The 16,640-nt window shown below is 32.9% G+C and carries 15 protein-coding genes; all 15 read right to left on the bottom strand.

Annotated features, from left to right (window positions below):
* Window positions 1-48: 48 nt before the first annotated feature.
* Window positions 49-3,687 carry a DNA-directed RNA polymerase subunit beta' gene (gene rpoC / locus GKG00_RS00125; RefSeq protein ID WP_194164428.1) on the bottom strand — a complete coding sequence of 1,213 codons (3,639 nt, stop codon included), beginning with the start codon at window positions 3,685-3,687 and terminating at the stop codon, window positions 49-51.
* Window positions 3,674-7,228 carry a DNA-directed RNA polymerase subunit beta gene (locus GKG00_RS00130; RefSeq protein ID WP_154253601.1) on the bottom strand — a complete coding sequence of 1,185 codons (3,555 nt, stop codon included), beginning with the start codon at window positions 7,226-7,228 and terminating at the stop codon, window positions 3,674-3,676. The genes rpoC and GKG00_RS00130 overlap by 14 nt, the downstream gene beginning before the upstream one ends.
* A gap of 196 nt (window positions 7,229-7,424) precedes the next feature.
* On the bottom strand, window positions 7,425-8,111 hold the full coding sequence (locus tag GKG00_RS00135; RefSeq protein WP_154253602.1) for an acyl-ACP thioesterase domain-containing protein: 687 nt from the start codon (window positions 8,109-8,111) through the stop codon (window positions 7,425-7,427).
* A 1-nt stretch (window position 8,112) separates the two neighbouring features.
* A complete protein-coding gene (locus GKG00_RS00140) occupies window positions 8,113-9,933 on the bottom strand; it encodes an ATP-binding protein (RefSeq protein ID WP_154253603.1) in 1,821 nt (606 codons plus the stop codon).
* Window positions 9,933-10,886, bottom strand: coding sequence for a DNA double-strand break repair nuclease NurA (locus GKG00_RS00145; RefSeq protein ID WP_154253604.1), 954 nt, complete (start codon window positions 10,884-10,886; stop codon window positions 9,933-9,935). The genes GKG00_RS00140 and GKG00_RS00145 overlap by 1 nt, the downstream gene beginning before the upstream one ends.
* Window positions 10,883-11,710 carry a 16S rRNA (cytidine(1402)-2'-O)-methyltransferase gene (gene rsmI, locus GKG00_RS00150; protein WP_154253605.1) on the bottom strand — a complete coding sequence of 276 codons (828 nt, stop codon included), beginning with the start codon at window positions 11,708-11,710 and terminating at the stop codon, window positions 10,883-10,885. Before rsmI ends, GKG00_RS00145 begins: the two co-directional genes overlap by 4 nt.
* Entirely contained in the window at window positions 11,691-12,404 is a 714-nt protein-coding gene (locus GKG00_RS00155; protein WP_094207430.1) for a methyltransferase, read from the bottom strand. The genes rsmI and GKG00_RS00155 overlap by 20 nt, the downstream gene beginning before the upstream one ends.
* A 50-nt stretch (window positions 12,405-12,454) precedes the next feature.
* Window positions 12,455-12,625, bottom strand: a complete 171-nt coding sequence (locus tag GKG00_RS00160) for a 4Fe-4S binding protein (protein ID WP_002835022.1) — start codon at window positions 12,623-12,625, stop codon at window positions 12,455-12,457.
* 88 nt (window positions 12,626-12,713) lie between these two features.
* Window positions 12,714-13,556 carry a stage 0 sporulation family protein gene (locus tag GKG00_RS00165; protein ID WP_094207379.1) on the bottom strand — a complete coding sequence of 281 codons (843 nt, stop codon included), beginning with the start codon at window positions 13,554-13,556 and terminating at the stop codon, window positions 12,714-12,716.
* Entirely contained in the window at window positions 13,549-14,367 is an 819-nt protein-coding gene (locus GKG00_RS00170; RefSeq protein ID WP_154253606.1) for a DNA polymerase III subunit delta, read from the bottom strand. Before GKG00_RS00170 ends, GKG00_RS00165 begins: the two co-directional genes overlap by 8 nt.
* Window positions 14,367-14,639 (bottom strand): cyclic-di-AMP receptor, encoded by a 273-nt coding sequence (locus GKG00_RS00175; RefSeq protein WP_002835026.1) that lies wholly within the window; start codon window positions 14,637-14,639, stop codon window positions 14,367-14,369. The genes GKG00_RS00170 and GKG00_RS00175 overlap by 1 nt, the downstream gene beginning before the upstream one ends.
* Before the next feature lie 8 nt (window positions 14,640-14,647).
* Window positions 14,648-14,974 (bottom strand): cyclic-di-AMP receptor, encoded by a 327-nt coding sequence (locus GKG00_RS00180; protein WP_002837271.1) that lies wholly within the window; start codon window positions 14,972-14,974, stop codon window positions 14,648-14,650.
* Window positions 14,971-15,582: a dTMP kinase gene (gene tmk, locus GKG00_RS00185; RefSeq protein ID WP_094207381.1), complete on the bottom strand. Its 612-nt coding sequence runs from the start codon at window positions 15,580-15,582 to the stop codon at window positions 14,971-14,973. The genes GKG00_RS00180 and tmk overlap by 4 nt, the downstream gene beginning before the upstream one ends.
* Before the next feature lie 50 nt (window positions 15,583-15,632).
* Complete coding sequence (locus tag GKG00_RS00190; protein ID WP_154253607.1) at window positions 15,633-16,271, bottom strand: 50S ribosomal protein L25; 639 nt, start codon at window positions 16,269-16,271, stop codon at window positions 15,633-15,635.
* A 95-nt stretch (window positions 16,272-16,366) separates the two neighbouring features.
* On the bottom strand, window positions 16,367-16,606 hold the full coding sequence (locus tag GKG00_RS00195) for a pro-sigmaK processing inhibitor BofA family protein (RefSeq protein ID WP_110057849.1): 240 nt from the start codon (window positions 16,604-16,606) through the stop codon (window positions 16,367-16,369).
* Window positions 16,607-16,640 lie beyond the last annotated feature (34 nt).

Below are 16,640 nucleotides of genomic sequence, written 5' to 3' on the forward strand. Positions count from 1 at the left end.
ATTTTATAAAAAAAGGGATGCGAATTCACATCCCTTAATTCTTAAATATTATTTATCTTCATCTTGTAATGATTCGTAATTTCCAGATTTTACTGTAGATTCTTCCTCTACTTCAGATTCATTTATTTCTTGTGCTTTTTCAGCTTCAATCATATCTTCTTCAGCTTTACCGTCATAATCTACTTCAATTCTGTCATATTTTGCTATTCCTGTACCGGCAGGTATTAGTTTACCAATTATTACATTTTCTTTTAAGCCTATTAAGTGATCAACTTTTCCTTTAATAGATGTTTCTGTTAATACTCTTGTAGTTTCTTGGAATGATGCTGCAGATAAGAAACTTTCAGTTGCAAGTGATGCTTTTGTGATACCCATTAACGAATGAGTTCCTGTTGCAGGAGTTTTGCCTTCTTTGACAAGTTGTTCATTAGTCATCTTGAAATCTCTCGCATCTACTACACTGCCTGATAAGAATCCTGAATCTCCGCTTTCTTCAATTTTAATTTTGCTCATCATTTGTCTGATTATAATTTCAATGTGCTTATCGTCAATGTCTACACCTTGTAATCTATAAACTTTTTGAACTTCTCTTATTATATAATCACGAACGCCTTCAGCCCCGTTAACTCTAAGAATATCTTGTGGATTGATTGAACCTTCTGTTAATGGTTCTCCCTTTTCAACATGATCTCCTTCGTTAACTCTAATGTGAGCGCCGTATGGAATTTGATAAACTTTTTCTTCACCGTCTTCAGCAGTTACGATAACATCATTTCTCTTTTTGTTTTCTTGGATTTTTACAGTACCTTCTATTTCAGTAATGTATGCAAGTCCTTTTGGTTTACGAGCTTCAAATAATTCTTCAACTCTAGGAAGACCGGATGTGATTCCTACTCCAGCTATACCACCTGAGTGGAAAGTTCTCATTGTCAATTGTGTACCCGGTTCACCTATTGATTGTGCTGCGATTATTCCAACTGCTTCACCAATGTTTACAGGCTTACCAGTAGCTAAGTTTCTACCGTAACATTTAGCACAAACACCGTGCTTCATCTTACATCCAAGAACACTTCTTACCTTAACTTCTTTGATACCTTTTGATTCTATTCTTTCAGCAATAGCTTCATTAATCATATCATTTTTATGAACGATGATTTCTCCAGTATCTAAATCGAGAATATCTTCGAATGCGTATCTACCGATAATTCTAGATTTCAAATCTTCAACTTGTCTGTTGCCGTCTTTGATTTCTTTTGCAACAATATATTCATCAGTACCACAATCATCTTCAGTTATTATTACATCTTGTGATACATCTACAAGCCTTCTTGTCAAATATCCTGAGTCTGCAGTTCTAAGAGCGGTATCTGATAGACCTTTTCTTGAACCGTGTGTTGAAATAAAGAATTCTTGTACTGAAAGACCTTCACGGAAATTTGATGTGATAGGAATTTCGATAGTGTTACCAGCAGTATCGGACATAAGACCACGCATACCACCTAATTGTCTGATTTGGTTTTCACTACCACGGGCTCCAGAAACGGCCATTATATTCAAGTTGTTATCAGCAGGAAGGTTTGTCATCAACGCTTTAGTTACATCTTTAATACATTGTTCCCAAATTTCGATAACTTTCTTATATCTTTCTTCGTTTGTAATATCCCCTTGAAGGTATATATCTTGAACCATATCAATTCTTTGTTCAGCTTGTTCGATGATAACTTTTTTCGAATCAGGAATTGTAATATCTCCCATTGATATTGTCAAAGCACCAATTGTAGAATACTTGTATCCCATAGATTTGATGTAGTCTAACAATTCAGCAGTTCTGATATTTCCATATTTTCTGAAAGTTAAATCGATGATTTTAGATAGCATTTTCTTGTCAACTTGCAAATCAACTTCAAGTGAATATGGGTCTTCTTCTCTATTTACCATACCCAAATCTTGAGGGATTCCTTCGTTGAAGATAAATCTACCAACAGTGCTTTCTACAATTTTGCTTGTTCCATCGTTATTCACACTGTCACGTTTAACTTTTACTATTGTTTGTAACGTTACATAATGCATTGCATAAGCTAGCATCATTTCATCTATATCTTTGAAGATTAAGCCTTCACCTTTTTGACCTTCTTTTCTAGTAGTCATGTAGAATGAACCCAATACCATATCTTGTGAAGGAGTTGTAATTGGCTTACCATCTTTTGGTGCAAGAATGTTATTCGTACTTAACATCAAAAGTCTAGCTTCTGCTTGAGCTTCTGGTGAAAGTGGTAAATGGACTGCCATTTGGTCACCGTCAAAGTCCGCATTATATGCTGTACATACTAATGGGTGAAGTTTGATAGCTTTTCCTTCAACTAATATTGGTTCAAATGCTTGAATACCAAGTCTGTGCAATGTCGGTGCACGGTTTAATAATACTGGATGATCGACTATAATATCTTCCAAAACATCCCACACTCTGTCGTTTTCTCTTTCTACTAATTTCTTAGCATTTTTAACGTTATGTGAAATTTCTCTTTTAACTAATTCTCTAATTACAAATGGTTTGAATAATTCAAGAGCCATTTTCTTAGGAAGACCGCATTGATAGAATTTCAAGTTTGGTCCGATAACTATTACTGAACGACCAGAATAGTCAACTCTCTTACCTAACAAGTTTTGTCTGAAACGACCAGATTTACCTTTAAGCATATCTGACAAACTCTTTAATGGTCTATTACCAGGTCCTGTTACAGGTTTACCACGTCTACCATTGTCGATAAGAGCATCTACTGCTTCTTGAAGCATTCTTTTTTCGTTTCTTACAATGATTTCAGGAGATCCAATGTCCAATAATCTTTTTAGACGATTGTTTCTATTAATTACTCTTCTATATAAATCATTCAAATCACTTGTAGCAAATCTTCCACCTTCAAGTTGTACCATTGGTCTGATATCTGGTGGAATTACTGGAATTACATCCATAATCATCCATGAAGGATCATTTTTTGATTCGATGAATGCTTCTACAACTTCAAGTCTTCTTAAAATTCTAACTTTCTTTTGTCCAGTTGCCTCATCGAAAGTTTCAGTTAAATTTTTGTATTCTTCTTGTAAGTCTATTTTTTGAAGAAGTTCTTTGATTGCTTCAGCTCCCATTTTGGCTCTGAAATCAACATCTTCTTCGTACTTATCACAGTATTCTTCATATTCTTGTTCAGTTAATAATTGTTTTTCGTATAAATCAGTTTTACCTGGATCTATTACTACAAATGATGCAAAATAAAGAACTTTTTCAAGTGCTCTAGGACTCATATCCAATAACAATCCCATACGTGATGGAATTCCTTTGAAATACCAGATATGACTTACAGGAGTCGCAAGTTCAATGTGGCCCATTCTTTCACGTCTAACTTTTGATTTAGTAACTTCTACACCACATTTTTCGCATACAATACCCTTGTATCTTATTCTTTTGTATTTACCACAATTACATTCGTAATCTTTTGTAGGTCCAAATATTTTTTCACAGAATAAACCTTCTTTTTCAGGTTTTAGTGTTCTATAATTTATAGTTTCTGGTTTTTTAACTTCTCCCCAAGACCATTGTCTGATTTTGTCTGGTGAAGCCAAACCAATTTTCATAGCTTCAAAAGTATTTTTTTGTACCAAGGAGCCCTCTCCTTTCTTATAGTCTATCATCGCTGCCGAATTCTGTAGAATCATCTTCTTCTTCTATCAATTCGACTTCTTCATTATTTTCATCAAGTAATTTAACATCCAAAGATAATGATTGAAGTTCTTTAATTAAAACTTTGAATGATTCTGGAATTCCTGGTTCAGGAATGTTTTCGCCCTTAATAATAGCTTCGTAAGTTTTAACACGACCTACAACATCATCTGATTTTACTGTTAAAATTTCTTGAAGAGTATGAGCTGCACCATATGCTTCTAACGCCCAAACTTCCATTTCTCCAAATCTTTGACCACCAAATTGAGCTTTACCACCCAATGGTTGTTGAGTTACAAGAGAGTATGGTCCAGTTGATCTAGCGTGGATTTTTTCTGCAACCATGTGATGCAGTTTCAACATATACATGTATCCTACAGTTACTGGGTTGTCGAAGTATTCTCCACTTCTACCATCTCTTAACCAAATCTTTCCTGTCTTTGGATATCCTGCTTCTTCCAAAGCATCTTCTATTTCAATGTCACTTGCACCATCAAATACTGGTGTAGCAACTTTCCAACCTAATTTACTAGCTGCAAGTCCCAAGTGAACTTCAAGTACTTGTCCGATGTTCATACGACTTGGTACCCCTAATGGGTTAAGAACTACTTGAACTGGTGTACCATCTGGTAAGTATGGCATGTCTTCTTCTGGCATAATTCTTGAAACGACACCTTTGTTACCATGACGACCACACATTTTGTCCCCTACCATGATTTTTCTCTTAGTAGCTACGAATACTCTAACTACCTTGTTAACACCAGGAGATAATTCATCGCCGTTTGCTCTTGAATAAGTTTTAACATCAACAACAACACCTGATTCACCATGAGGAACTCTCAATGAAGTATCTCTTACTTCTCTAGCTTTTTCGCCAAATATAGCTCTCAATAATCTTTCTTCAGCAGATAATTCTGTTTCTCCTTTTGGAGTAACTTTACCAACTAAAATATCTCCTGATTTTACTTCAGCACCAATTCTAATAATTCCTTCATCATCAAGATTCTTTCTCATATCTTCTCCGACATTTGGAATATCTTTAGTGATTTCTTCAGCGCCTAATTTTGTTTCACGAGCTTCTGATTCGTGTTCTTCTATATGAACTGATGTCAATACATCATCAACAACTAATTTTTCGTTTAATAACATCGCATCTTCGTAGTTGTATCCTTCCCAAGTCATGAATGCAATAAGAATGTTCTTACCTAAAGCCATTTCTCCCATGTTTGTACTTGGACCGTCTGCGATTATATCATCAACATCAACCTTGTCACCTTTATTTACGATAGGTCTTTGGTTGAAAGTTGTACCTTGGTTTGCCTTTTTAAACTTACGAATAGTGTATTTGTCAACTTTTCTATCTTCATCACGAGTAATTTCAATCATATCCGAAGATACCTTAGTAACTGTACCTTTGTGTTTTGCTTTAACTACTACACCAGAGTCCTTAGCAGCTTTGTGTTCAATTCCAGTACCGATAATTGGTGCTTGAGTTGCCAACAATGGAACTGCTTGTCTTTGCATGTTTGAGCCCATCAACGCACGAGTAGCATCGTCGTTTTCCAAGAAAGGAATCATAGCTGTACCTACAGATACGATTTGTTGCGGACTAACGTCCATGTAGTCGATAAGTTCTCTTGGATAAATATCATTTTCGCCGCTGATACCACGACCAGAAACTCTTTCATTTATAAATCTAGAATTTTCATCCAATGGTTCGTTCGCTTGTGCAATTATATATTTATCTTCTTCATCAGCAGTCAAATAAACAATATCTTCAGTAACTTCTCCAGTTTCTTTGTCAACACGTCTGTATGGAGTTTCTAAGAATCCATATTCATTAGTAGTAGAATAAGTTGTCATAGAAGTTATAAGACCGATGTTTGGTCCTTCTGGTGTTTCTATTGGACAGATTCTACCGTAGTGAGAATCGTGAACGTCACGAACTTCAACGCCTGCTCTGTCTCTTGACAAACCACCTGGTCCTAAAGCTGACAATCTTCTCTTGTGAGTAAGTTCTGCCAATGGATTTGTTTGTTCCATGAATTGTGACAACTGACTTGAACCAAAGAACTCTTTGATTGCTGCAGTAACTGGACGAACGTTGATTAATGATTGTGGAGTTGCCAAGTCTGGGTCTTGTGTACTCATTCTTTCTCTTACAACTCTTTCCATTCTTGATAGACCAATTCTAAATTGATTTTGTAACAATTCACCAATAGTTCTTACACGTCTGTTACCTAAATGGTCGATATCATCAGTTGAACCAATTCCAAAGAATAAATTGAATTCGTAGTTAATGGATGCCAAAATATCTGAATGGATTATATGAATTGGAGATAATTGATGAACATTTTCTTCAATTGCTCTTCTGATTGATTTTTCGTCATCATTTTCTTCCAAGATTTTTTCCATAATAGGATAATAAACTTTTTCTGACAAATTCAAATCAGATAAATCCATATCCAAACCAAAACTATCCAAATCAACAAAGTGGTTACCAATAACACGAACACTTTGACCTTCGTGTCCGATAACATCAACAACATTGATACCTGCATTTTCGATTTCGATTGCCATTTCTTCAGTAATCAAATCTCCTGCAGTAGCTAATATTTCTCCTGTTGATGTATCCACAACATCTTCTTTTGCTTTTTGATTAGTAATTCTATCTCTCAAAGATAATTTTTTATTGAATTTGTAACGTCCTACCTTTGCTAAGTCATATCTTCTACTGTCGAAGAACATGTTGTTTATCAAAGGTTCTGCGCTTTCTAAAGATGCAGGATCTCCTGGTTTTAATTTCTTATAAATTTCAATTAAAGCACTTTCTCTGTCTTTTGAAATTTCTTTTTCGAGAGTTTTTCTTAAAATTTCAGAATCTCCCATAGCTTCAATTATTTCATCATCAGTATCAAATAATAAAGCTCTAAGTAATGTAGTAACAGGTAATTTTCTAGTTCTGTCGATTCTAATATTCACTACACCACTTGCATCAGTATCCATTTCAAGCCAAGCACCTCTGTTTGGAATAACTGTAGATGCGAAGTTGCTGTTACCTGATTTATCAATTTCTTCGGCGAAGTAAACACCAGGACTTCTTACAAGTTGGCTTACAATTACCCTTTCAGCACCATTGATGATAAATGTACCGCTGTCTGTCATCAAAGGGAAATCACCCATAAAAACTTCTTGTTCTTTTACTTCTTCTGTGTCGGTGTTAATTAATCTTACTTTCACTTTTAACGGGCAAGAATAGTTAGTATCTCTGTCTTTTGCCTCTTGGATTGTATATTTTGGATTTTCCTCAAAATAATAATCCACAAATTCCAAAACAAGACTACCCGCATAATCTTTTATAGGACTAATATCTTCAAAAACTTCCTTAATACCTTTTTTTACAAACCAATCGAAACTATCAGTTTGAATACCAATAAGATTTGGAAGTCCCAAAACATTTTCGTTCCTAGAAAAACTAACTCTGTCCGTTACTCCATACTTTTCAGTATGCATATACTTCACCCCTTATACTATCTTAAACTCCTAAATAATCTACTTTATAGCATAATTATCCATTTTTATACTGTATCTTAGAATTATATAACAACAGTTTTATTTTGTCAATTATTTTTTTGCGAAATTTTAGCTATTACCTAAAATTCATAATAAAAAAACTCACAAAACAAAAAATTCATTTTGTGAGCTAAATTTATTTCGTAATTTTTATAATTGTTTTCAAAACTCCATCAGAAATTAATTTGAAATAAACGACGGAATCTTCAACTAATCTATAAATCTCCACACTTTCATCTAATTTAAGTTCTTTTTTATATAAAACTTCCACTTTTTTAATCGTGTCATCATCCAGATAATTTTCAATCCATTCTATATATCGAGCATTATTCGCGTGATAATTATAATCTATATCTGTTTTTCTTACTGTGTATTCGCCACACTTTTCATAATCTCCGTCTATTAGTTTCAAATCCTTTTGAACAATATCATAACCATCTTCTCTTCCGTAAATCACTCCAAGTTCATCATCTATTCTCATAGGAAGCTTCTTTTCAGGATTAACAAGCAACCATTTTGTTTTAGCTCGTACAATTAGTTTTCCGTTTCTGAAAACATCATAGTTACGAAAAGCGTAGAATTTTCTTGTATAAGTGTGGTAAGTTTGTATTGTCAAATCGTCAAACTTTTCGGGCATTTCAGTTATATCAACATCCCATTGATATATAATCCAACTTCCATTCAAATCTTTTAGCTCTTCTTTTAGAATTTCTTCCTGTTTAATGGAACATTCAAGCATATAATCGAATAACTTGTTCAATCTTATTTTTGAATTTGTACCACAAAAAACGTTCATAACTTTCGTATTTAAACTAACTTTCATATTATTCCTCTTTTAAAAAGTAACTTTCTCCCATGATAGATTTTTTCTTGGTAATATATCCATCATTGCTAAGTTTATTTAACTTGTCTTCCAATTCACTAACACTCAGTTTTACATTATGTCTTTCTTCGATTATCTTACAAATCCTAAATAAATCAAGAGTTATTGGAAATACGTTATCTTCTTTCAACATTTTAAATAATTCCATATCCGATTCATTTTTCTTTTGAACATTTATTTCCAACATTCGATACATTTCATCAAAAGGATTTTTGAATTTTGGTTGTGTAGTATAAGCCAATCTAATTCTGGCAAACAATGTTTTTCCGATTTGAGCTTGAGAGATAAATACATCACCATTTGATAGATATGGAAGTCTTCGTATTTCTTCAGATGACAAATCAGTTTCTTTTCTGATAACTTCAAGGTCTTTTTCAGTTGATATTCTGAAAATAAACTTTGTTGACAACTGTGCAATTGTAGTCTGTTCGATTGCAGCCATTCTTTGCGATGCTAATATTAGGAACACTCCGTATTTTCTACCTTCTTGGGCGATCTCTTTAATTATTCTTCTTGTAACAGATACTTGATCGCTGCCACAGAAGTTGTGAGCTTCATCAAAAACCATGCATATAATCGGAAAATATTCGTTTGTCATAGCATCAACATATCTTCTTCTTTTTCTGTAACAAGAATTCACCGCGTACGATGCGTACAAATTTAGCATCTTTTGCGTACCCTGTATGATAACTGTTTTACCGTCTCTTAGTGCTTCGAAAAGTTTTTGCGAAGTGTTCAAGAATATATCTGTGTTCAGTAATCTATTAAATCTTCTGATAACAGCTTGAAGTGAATCCACGTTTACAAGTTGTGAAAATCTTTCATAGTATCCCGTCGTGTCATCTTCCTTATCAGACAAGGCTGTGGATATGGTTGTCAAATAATCCAAAAAAGCATTTGCACTCGATTGTGTTATTGAGTCTTTGTCGAGGATAGCTTCATAAGCAGATTTCATGGATTCTGTGAGTTCTCCTTGTGTTTCTATCAAACTTATAAGCTCATATCTGTTCAAATCGGGAAAATTAATCCCCAAATCTTCCCCAACTTTTAAAACTTCAAATTTGTCAGAAAAATCTATCCCGTAATTTTCCATAGTTCTATCTTTAAAAACCATTTGATTATGTGGATCAAACACTATCGTAGGAACAGATTTTTTCATTAGCTCTTCGATAACTACTCGCAACCCGTATGATTTACCAGAACCCGATCCTCCAAAAATACCAATATGCGGATATTCAATCATGTTGTAGTAGTTAAATAAATAAACCAATTCTTCTTGATTGTGGACTTTTTGATTAGAATCCATGATTTTCAACAAATTTTTGTATTCAACGGGACATGTTTTATAAATCTCTTCTGTGTTTTTTATAATTCCTATTTCAAGCGATTTGTCAATTGTACCAGAATAAAATAAATGTTTAATCTCATCAAATTTCGGTTTTCTAACTGTAGATCCTGCTTCAATCGCAAATGCTGGATCGTCCATCACTCTGAATTTGTAAATGTATTTGATTCCTTCAGAAATGTTGTATCCTACTGCTTGAAGTTTTAGAATTTGTTCTTTGGTTATATAAGAATCGGCGGTGTTTGACTCCATAAATTCATTAACACTGTGAGTTTCTGTGACTTGACACAAAATATCCCCTTGTTTGATATCTTCCACAATCATATACTCATTGACTCTAAGTCTATCGTATTTACTAGCTACAAAACATTCGATTTGATCGGTCATTCCGACTACTCTAAAATCTAAATCATTCATTATATAACTCTTTTACTCCTTTGAGATCTAAATATCGATTGGTACATTTCAGTATCCAAGTATTTCTTAGCCAATATTTCAGCTTGTTTGTTGTCAATCCTAGTTTTCTTGTCAACCAAATCCAACAAAAATGGCACTCCTCTTGTATTTTCATCGGACATTGTAAGTACAAAAGAAATTATTTCATCAAAATCATTCATGTTTTGTGAGGGAATGTCGATAGCTATTACGCAAGGATCCTTGGAAGTTCTGATGAAAGCTTGTTCTATATTGTACTCTTTTTTTCTGGATTTATGTTCATTTACTACAAAACCTTCATTCATATCTAATACATTGAACAAAGCTTCTCTGTCGAAAAGCATACCTACATTTTTTCCGTTTTCGTGAAATGTGTTCATGATAATCTTCGTGCTGATTTCCTCGACAACTCCAACTAGTAAAACATGTTCCTCATAACAAAGATCGACCAAATCTTCATATAAATCTTCCGCTTCAAGTGCATATCTCATTAGAGTTCCATCCATCATAAGTATTTTTATACCATGATTTTTTACAGCTTCAATCGCTACCTCAAGTTCTGTAGCACACAATGTTTGTTTGGAGATTTGAAACTGGTCATGTTCTGAAAACTCATCCACCAATGGACACAAAATATCCGCCTTAACCAACGGCTCTTGGTCAGAACTTAGAAGGGCCATAGACTGAAAAAACTCCACATAATTAGGATAATTTGCACCGATTCTATTAACTGAGCCGTCTACAACGCAAATACTACCTGATTTTTTAATTTCTTTTAACTTATTAACATCAAATCTATCATAAACTTTGATGTCCCCAATCTCATCTGTAATTAAATTTCTGATATTTTCTCTGCTTAATTTAGAGATATTTTTCCTATTTTTAAGTCTTTTATTCAAATAGGATACTTCATCCATCAAATCTTTTGAAATCATAATTCTAAGCTCTCTTTGTAGACATCGTTCTTTTTCAATCCGTACATATCGCTAACAATCTTCACTGCTTGCTTCTTCGATATTCCATCGTTTATAAGTTCTGTAAGTTTTTCTTTTACATCTATCTCTTCATTTTCTTCGATGAGTTTGTCGATTACAATTACGAATTCACCTTTTACAGTTTCGTTCTTCAACATTTCGATAACTTCAGCACAAGTCCCTTTCATAACGGACTCGTGAATTTTAGTAAGTTCTCTTAAAACACAAATTTTTCTATCTCCCAAAAACTCACTGAGTTCTTCGACTGTCGCTTCAACTCTGTGAACCGATTCGTATATTATTGTAGTCATAGTCGCGTTTTTGATTTGTTCGTAAAACTTGTTTTTGTCAGCATTTTTCCTAGGTACGAATCCCAAGAACGCAAATTGTAAACTATCAAATCCGCTCCTCACTAAAGCAGTTATCGCAGCACTCGCACCTGGCAGCACTTCAATATCGACATCACGATCTATAGCTTTTTCCAGTAAAATTTGTCCCGGATCACTGATAGAAGGCATCCCCGCATCACTTACTACCGCACAATTTATATTTTCCAATAAAATTTTATCGATAATCTCCTCTGATCTACTTTGCTCGTTGTGTTTATGATAACTTACAAGAGGAGTTTTAATGTCATAATAATTCAGTAGTTTCGATGTGTTTCTGGTATCTTCACAATAAATCACATCCACATTTTTCAAAACATCTAACGACCTCAAAGTCATATCAGCCAAGTTCCCAATAGGAGTAGGCACGACGTAAATTTTAGACTTTTGTAATTCCATATATATTCATCACTTCTTCCGTGTAGTCTTCACCATTGTAAATAATCAGATTTTTCTCAAAAGTCAAGAAAGGTTTCTGATTTTTCACAAATTGTATCATAACGAGATTGGGCTTATCGTAAATTCTCGATTGCACAAACCTAATTCTCTTTGCTTCCATATTATGTTTTCTACTAATACTTAACAAATCGACCAATCTCTCACATCTATTTATCATAAATAAAGACCTATTAGATTTGAGTTTCAACTTTGCAAATTCAAATAAATCTTCCAATTTCATCTCATTATCGTATCTCGATGTATGAAAATTAGTATTTTTGTTAGAAATACCATGACCATTTTTTTGATAAGGAGGGTTAACTATTATATTGTCGATTGAATCATTTTTGATGTAGACATTTTTAAAATCATCATTGATAATATCGACATTTTCCAAATTATTAATCGCGATTGTTTCTTTCAACATATCTGCAACATCTTTTTGAATTTCAATTCCGATGCATTTTGACAAATTATACATTGCATTACATCTCAACATCAATATTCCTGTCCCACAGCCAATATCAATTAGATTGGTGCCTTTTTTCATTTTTGCAAAATCTGTGAGTAAAATTGAATCAATCGTAAAAGAAAATTTCTCATCATCAGCAATTATTTTTAAATCTGTTTTTGGTATAAAATGTTCTCTTTTCATATTAAAAAAATAGACCACTCAAAAATGAGTAGTCTAATTCTCCCCTAAAATTAGCAGTCTTGATGTGGAGCATCTACTGGACATACGTCAGCACAAGAACCACAATCGATACATGCGTCTTGATCAATTGTATAAATGTCCCCTTCAGAAATACAATCTACTGGACATTCAGGTTTACATTGTCCGCAAGCGATACAATCGTCAGAAATTTTATAAGCCATATTGCTTTACCCCCTTGTAATTTTAGAGCGTATTATGTATTTATGCTCTACAATCATTATTACACAATATTTAAATAAATGCAAGTGCTTAATGACATTTATGATTACATCCACCGCATTTATTAAAATCAATTAATTCGTCGACATTCACTTGAACTAATTCTTCAGTTTGATCCTCTGTCATCACTTTTACTTTCACAGATTCCAAAAGAGTATTAGTTTCAGTCACAACTCCTTCTCCCATCTCAGTAGTAACTTTTTGACCAACATGTGGCATTTTCTTTAATTTGCACTCATAACCTTCTTGCTCATAATTCAAGCAACACATAAGTCTTCCACAAAGCCCACTGATTTTTGAAGGATTGAGAGATAATGATTGGTCTTTTGCCATTTTGATACTAACTGGATTGAAATTTCTCATATATCTGTTGCAGCAGCATCTTTGACCACAAGGACCAATTCCTCCTGCAATCTTCGCTTGATCCCTCACTCCAATTTGTCTCAATTCTATTCTGATTCTGAAAATTCTCGCTAATTCTTTTACTAATTCCCTGAAATCAACTCTTTCATCTGAAGTAAAATAAAAAATAACCTTATTGTTATCAAATGTATATTCACAGTCCACTAATTTCATATCCAAACCGAATTCTTTTACTTTTTCTTTGCAGACTTCGATAGATTCCTTAGCTTTCTTTTTATTTTCCATATAAATATAATCATCTGCACTATCAGCCAATCTTATGATTGGTTTAAGATCAGACGATAATTCTTTTTCATTAATTTCAAAATTTTCTTTTACAACAACTCCATACTCAATACCACGAGCAGTCTCTACAATTACGTGATCTCCTAGTTTATATTGAAGATTATTGGAGTCGAAGTAATACACTTTACCAGCTTGTCTAAAACTAACACCAGTTACATCAAGCATAGTTTTCCTCCATTATATACAATAAAAGCTCTTCCATAGAAAGCTCAAAATTCGCATTAACTTTAAAATATCCTCTTACAGACTCAATCTTGTCCAAAGTATCCACGATAATTCTCTCATTAGCCTTTGGATATTTCTTGTACAATTTCACAAAATCTTTATTCAAAGAAGACTCGTCCTTAGTCTTCACAAATTTCAAAAACGACGAATAAAACTCCATCAAAAAATCAAACAATACATCTGTGTCTTTTTGAAAATCTGACAAATATTCCTTAGAATCTAACATTGTAAGAAGATTTTGCCCCATAGATTTATCCAAAATGTCCAAAGCTGTGGTATAATCAAATTCTTCATTTTCTCTTTCACTTAGATAATTAATTACTTGACATCTTGAAATAATAGTTTTGAGAAGTTTATTCTTATTGTCTGTAAGTAGTATAAAATACACAAAAGGCTTTGGCTCTTCCAAATTTTTTAAAAGAGCGTTAGAAGCCTCTGTCCTCATCAAATCAGCCTGTTTTATCAACACGACCTTGTTATTAGATTCAAAAGGCTTTGTGGATACAAATTTTGAAATATCTCTGATTTTGTCTATGGTTATAGAATTTTTCTCAGGTTCTATAACCAACAGATCGGATAACTTATCTCTGTCAAACTTCAACTTCAAATTTGAGTTACTAACAAGTAAATTGTATATCAAAGCCTCAGCATCATAATTTATTTCGTTTAAATTCTCACCATATAGTAAATATTGGTTAGAAATTTTATTATTCTTGACTTGATTTATCAAAGTTTTGTTTTTCGGTAACATTAAAACTTTTTAAAATCCTCTAAATCCATAACGAAAATATTAGCCTTTGATTCATTATCAGACTCAATATCATTTTCGTCACATACTTTTTTAATCAAATCTAAAATAGATTGTTCTTTTTCCACATCAGTACCTATCAACATTGTAGTATTTCCTTTTTTCAAAAAACCACCTGTTGATGATAATTTAGTAGAAGAAATTTTGTTCTCCAACAATTCTTTTGAAAGAATATGGCTCAAGTCATCTTCCATAATTACAACTATAAGTTTCATAAAATCACCTAAAATCTCAAATACTTATCTACTTCTAGTAAAAATACAGTAGCTCCACCTACCATAACCTCTACAGGATATGATATGTAGTTAGTTCCTGGCATACTAACAGAAAGCATTGAAGTTGTAGTTTCTCTTGATTTGCAATCATTTTCAATGATTTCCAAACATTTATCTACATTTTCATCTTCAGTACCTATTAACAAAGTGCTGTTTCCTGTCTTCAAAAATCCGCCAGTTGAAGCCAACTTTGTAATTCTAAAACCAGCTTCAGTAAGATCTGCATTTAAATTATATACATCTTGATCTTGAACAATTGCAACAACTAGTTTCATAAAACATTTCTCCTTTTTAAAACTTTTATACATTGATTAAATACGTCTTCTACAGATTGAGTTGCATCAATAATTTCTATATTCTTTTCAGAATTTAGAATCTCTTTATATCCATTATATACCCTTTCATGGAAATTATTACCCTCTTTTTCAAGTCTATCTGCTGTATCCAAGGAAGATTTTCTCTTCAAAGTAGTAATAGGATCAACATCGAAAAACAAAACGAAATCAGGAAACACTCCATTTATACCAAATTCATTAATTTTTCTAACATTTTCAATTCCCAAATCTCTTCCTACACCTTGGTATGCGAGGGAAGATATAAGAAATCTATCACACAAAACAATTTTATTCTCGTTTAATGCAGGTAGAATTGTTTCTTCAACATGTTGTGCCCTAGAAGCTGCATATAACAAGGCTTCTGTTCTATAACCCATTTCGGTGTTTTCAGTATCAAGTATCAAATTCCTGATCTTTTCAGCAATGGGACTTCCACCAGGCTCTCTAGTTTTAATTACATCGTAATTATTCTCGATTAAATAATCGTAAACTTTTTGAATTATGGTTGATTTCCCACTGCCGTCAGGACCTTCAAAAGTAATAAACATAATTTATCCTATAAAAAAAGCGAGTTAACTCGCTTTATTTTTTCTATTTATTATTCTGCGTCTTCTTCTTCAGTTTCACCAACTGTTGGAACATCTGCAGATACTTCTTCATCTTCATCATCAATTACTTCTTCTTTTGGTTCAGATAATGAACATACTGCTTCTGTTTCATCTTCAAGAACTTTTATATCAGCATTTTTGAATACATCCAAGTCTTTTACTTCGAAAGTATCACCAATTTGCATATCTACAACTGATACAACAGCTTCGTTTGGTAAGTTCTTTGGTAAACATTCGATTTCGATTTCTTCCAAGAATTGCATCAATACAGATGGTTGAACTCTGATTTCATCTCTTCCTTCTAATACAACTGGAATAGTAAAGTTTGCAACTTCTCCCATTTTGATTGCTTTGAAATCAACGTGAACATATTGATTTTTAAATGGATGCTTTTGAACTTCTCTTATGATTACAGTGTGATCTTCACCATCAACTTTAACATCGATTAAGCTTGAAGTTCCTGCCATTAAGTGAACTTTTCTTAATTCTTTTTCATCAACACATACATTAATTGGTTCTAAGTCTTTTCCGTAAATAACTCCTGGAACCATTTCTTTTACTCTTAATTTTCTAACTGCATTAGAGCCAACTTTGTCTCTTTTTTGCATATCTAATTTATAGTTAGTCATTTATTTTCCTCCTAAGTAATCTAAAATCTCTATTAATTATACCAAATAAGTGATTTCTTCGCAACAAATTTAATATTTTAGTTGATAATTTCTTGTTAGATAACAAAATAATATAAAAATAAAACAATCAATCCCGGAACTCCAAAAATACCGACAATCAACATATCAATCAAATTATATGGAATATGCATATTAAAAAAACTTAAGAAAATATTTAAAATAAAAATTCCTACAAAACCAGAAAGTGCATGCATCCCCAATTTAAAAGAAATCTTAAAGAATAACGCCAAAATCGCAACGCTAATTAATACAATAATAATTGTAGCTGTGCTCATTAAAATCAACTCCTCTTGTTTATTTAAATAATTT

The organism is Finegoldia sp. BIOML-A1 (assembly GCF_009678325.1).
GTDB lineage: Bacteria > Bacillota > Clostridia > Tissierellales > Peptoniphilaceae > Finegoldia > Finegoldia magna.

Excerpts from the sequence above, each read along its gene's own strand:
- rpoC (WP_194164428.1), bottom strand. The coding sequence starts at position 3,687 with ATGATAGACTATAAGAAAGGAGAGGGCTCCTTGGTACAAAAAAATACT.
- GKG00_RS00130 (WP_154253601.1), bottom strand. The coding sequence starts at position 7,228 with ATGCATACTGAAAAGTATGGAGTAACGGACAGAGTTAGTTTTTCTAGG.
- GKG00_RS00135 (WP_154253602.1), bottom strand. The coding sequence starts at position 8,111 with ATGAAAGTTAGTTTAAATACGAAAGTTATGAACGTTTTTTGTGGTACA.
- GKG00_RS00140 (WP_154253603.1), bottom strand. The coding sequence starts at position 9,933 with ATGAATGATTTAGATTTTAGAGTAGTCGGAATGACCGATCAAATCGAA.
- GKG00_RS00145 (WP_154253604.1), bottom strand. The coding sequence starts at position 10,886 with ATGATTTCAAAAGATTTGATGGATGAAGTATCCTATTTGAATAAAAGA.
- rsmI (WP_154253605.1), bottom strand. The coding sequence starts at position 11,710 with ATGGAATTACAAAAGTCTAAAATTTACGTCGTGCCTACTCCTATTGGG.
- GKG00_RS00155 (WP_094207430.1), bottom strand. The coding sequence starts at position 12,404 with ATGAAAAGAGAACATTTTATACCAAAAACAGATTTAAAAATAATTGCT.
- GKG00_RS00160 (WP_002835022.1), bottom strand. The coding sequence starts at position 12,625 with ATGGCTTATAAAATTTCTGACGATTGTATCGCTTGCGGACAATGTAAA.
- GKG00_RS00165 (WP_094207379.1), bottom strand. The coding sequence starts at position 13,556 with ATGCTTGATGTAACTGGTGTTAGTTTTAGACAAGCTGGTAAAGTGTAT.
- GKG00_RS00170 (WP_154253606.1), bottom strand. The coding sequence starts at position 14,367 with ATGTTACCGAAAAACAAAACTTTGATAAATCAAGTCAAGAATAATAAA.
- GKG00_RS00175 (WP_002835026.1), bottom strand. The coding sequence starts at position 14,639 with ATGAAACTTATAGTTGTAATTATGGAAGATGACTTGAGCCATATTCTT.
- GKG00_RS00180 (WP_002837271.1), bottom strand. The coding sequence starts at position 14,974 with ATGAAACTAGTTGTTGCAATTGTTCAAGATCAAGATGTATATAATTTA.
- tmk (WP_094207381.1), bottom strand. The coding sequence starts at position 15,582 with ATGTTTATTACTTTTGAAGGTCCTGACGGCAGTGGGAAATCAACCATA.
- GKG00_RS00190 (WP_154253607.1), bottom strand. The coding sequence starts at position 16,271 with ATGACTAACTATAAATTAGATATGCAAAAAAGAGACAAAGTTGGCTCT.
- GKG00_RS00195 (WP_110057849.1), bottom strand. The coding sequence starts at position 16,606 with ATGAGCACAGCTACAATTATTATTGTATTAATTAGCGTTGCGATTTTG.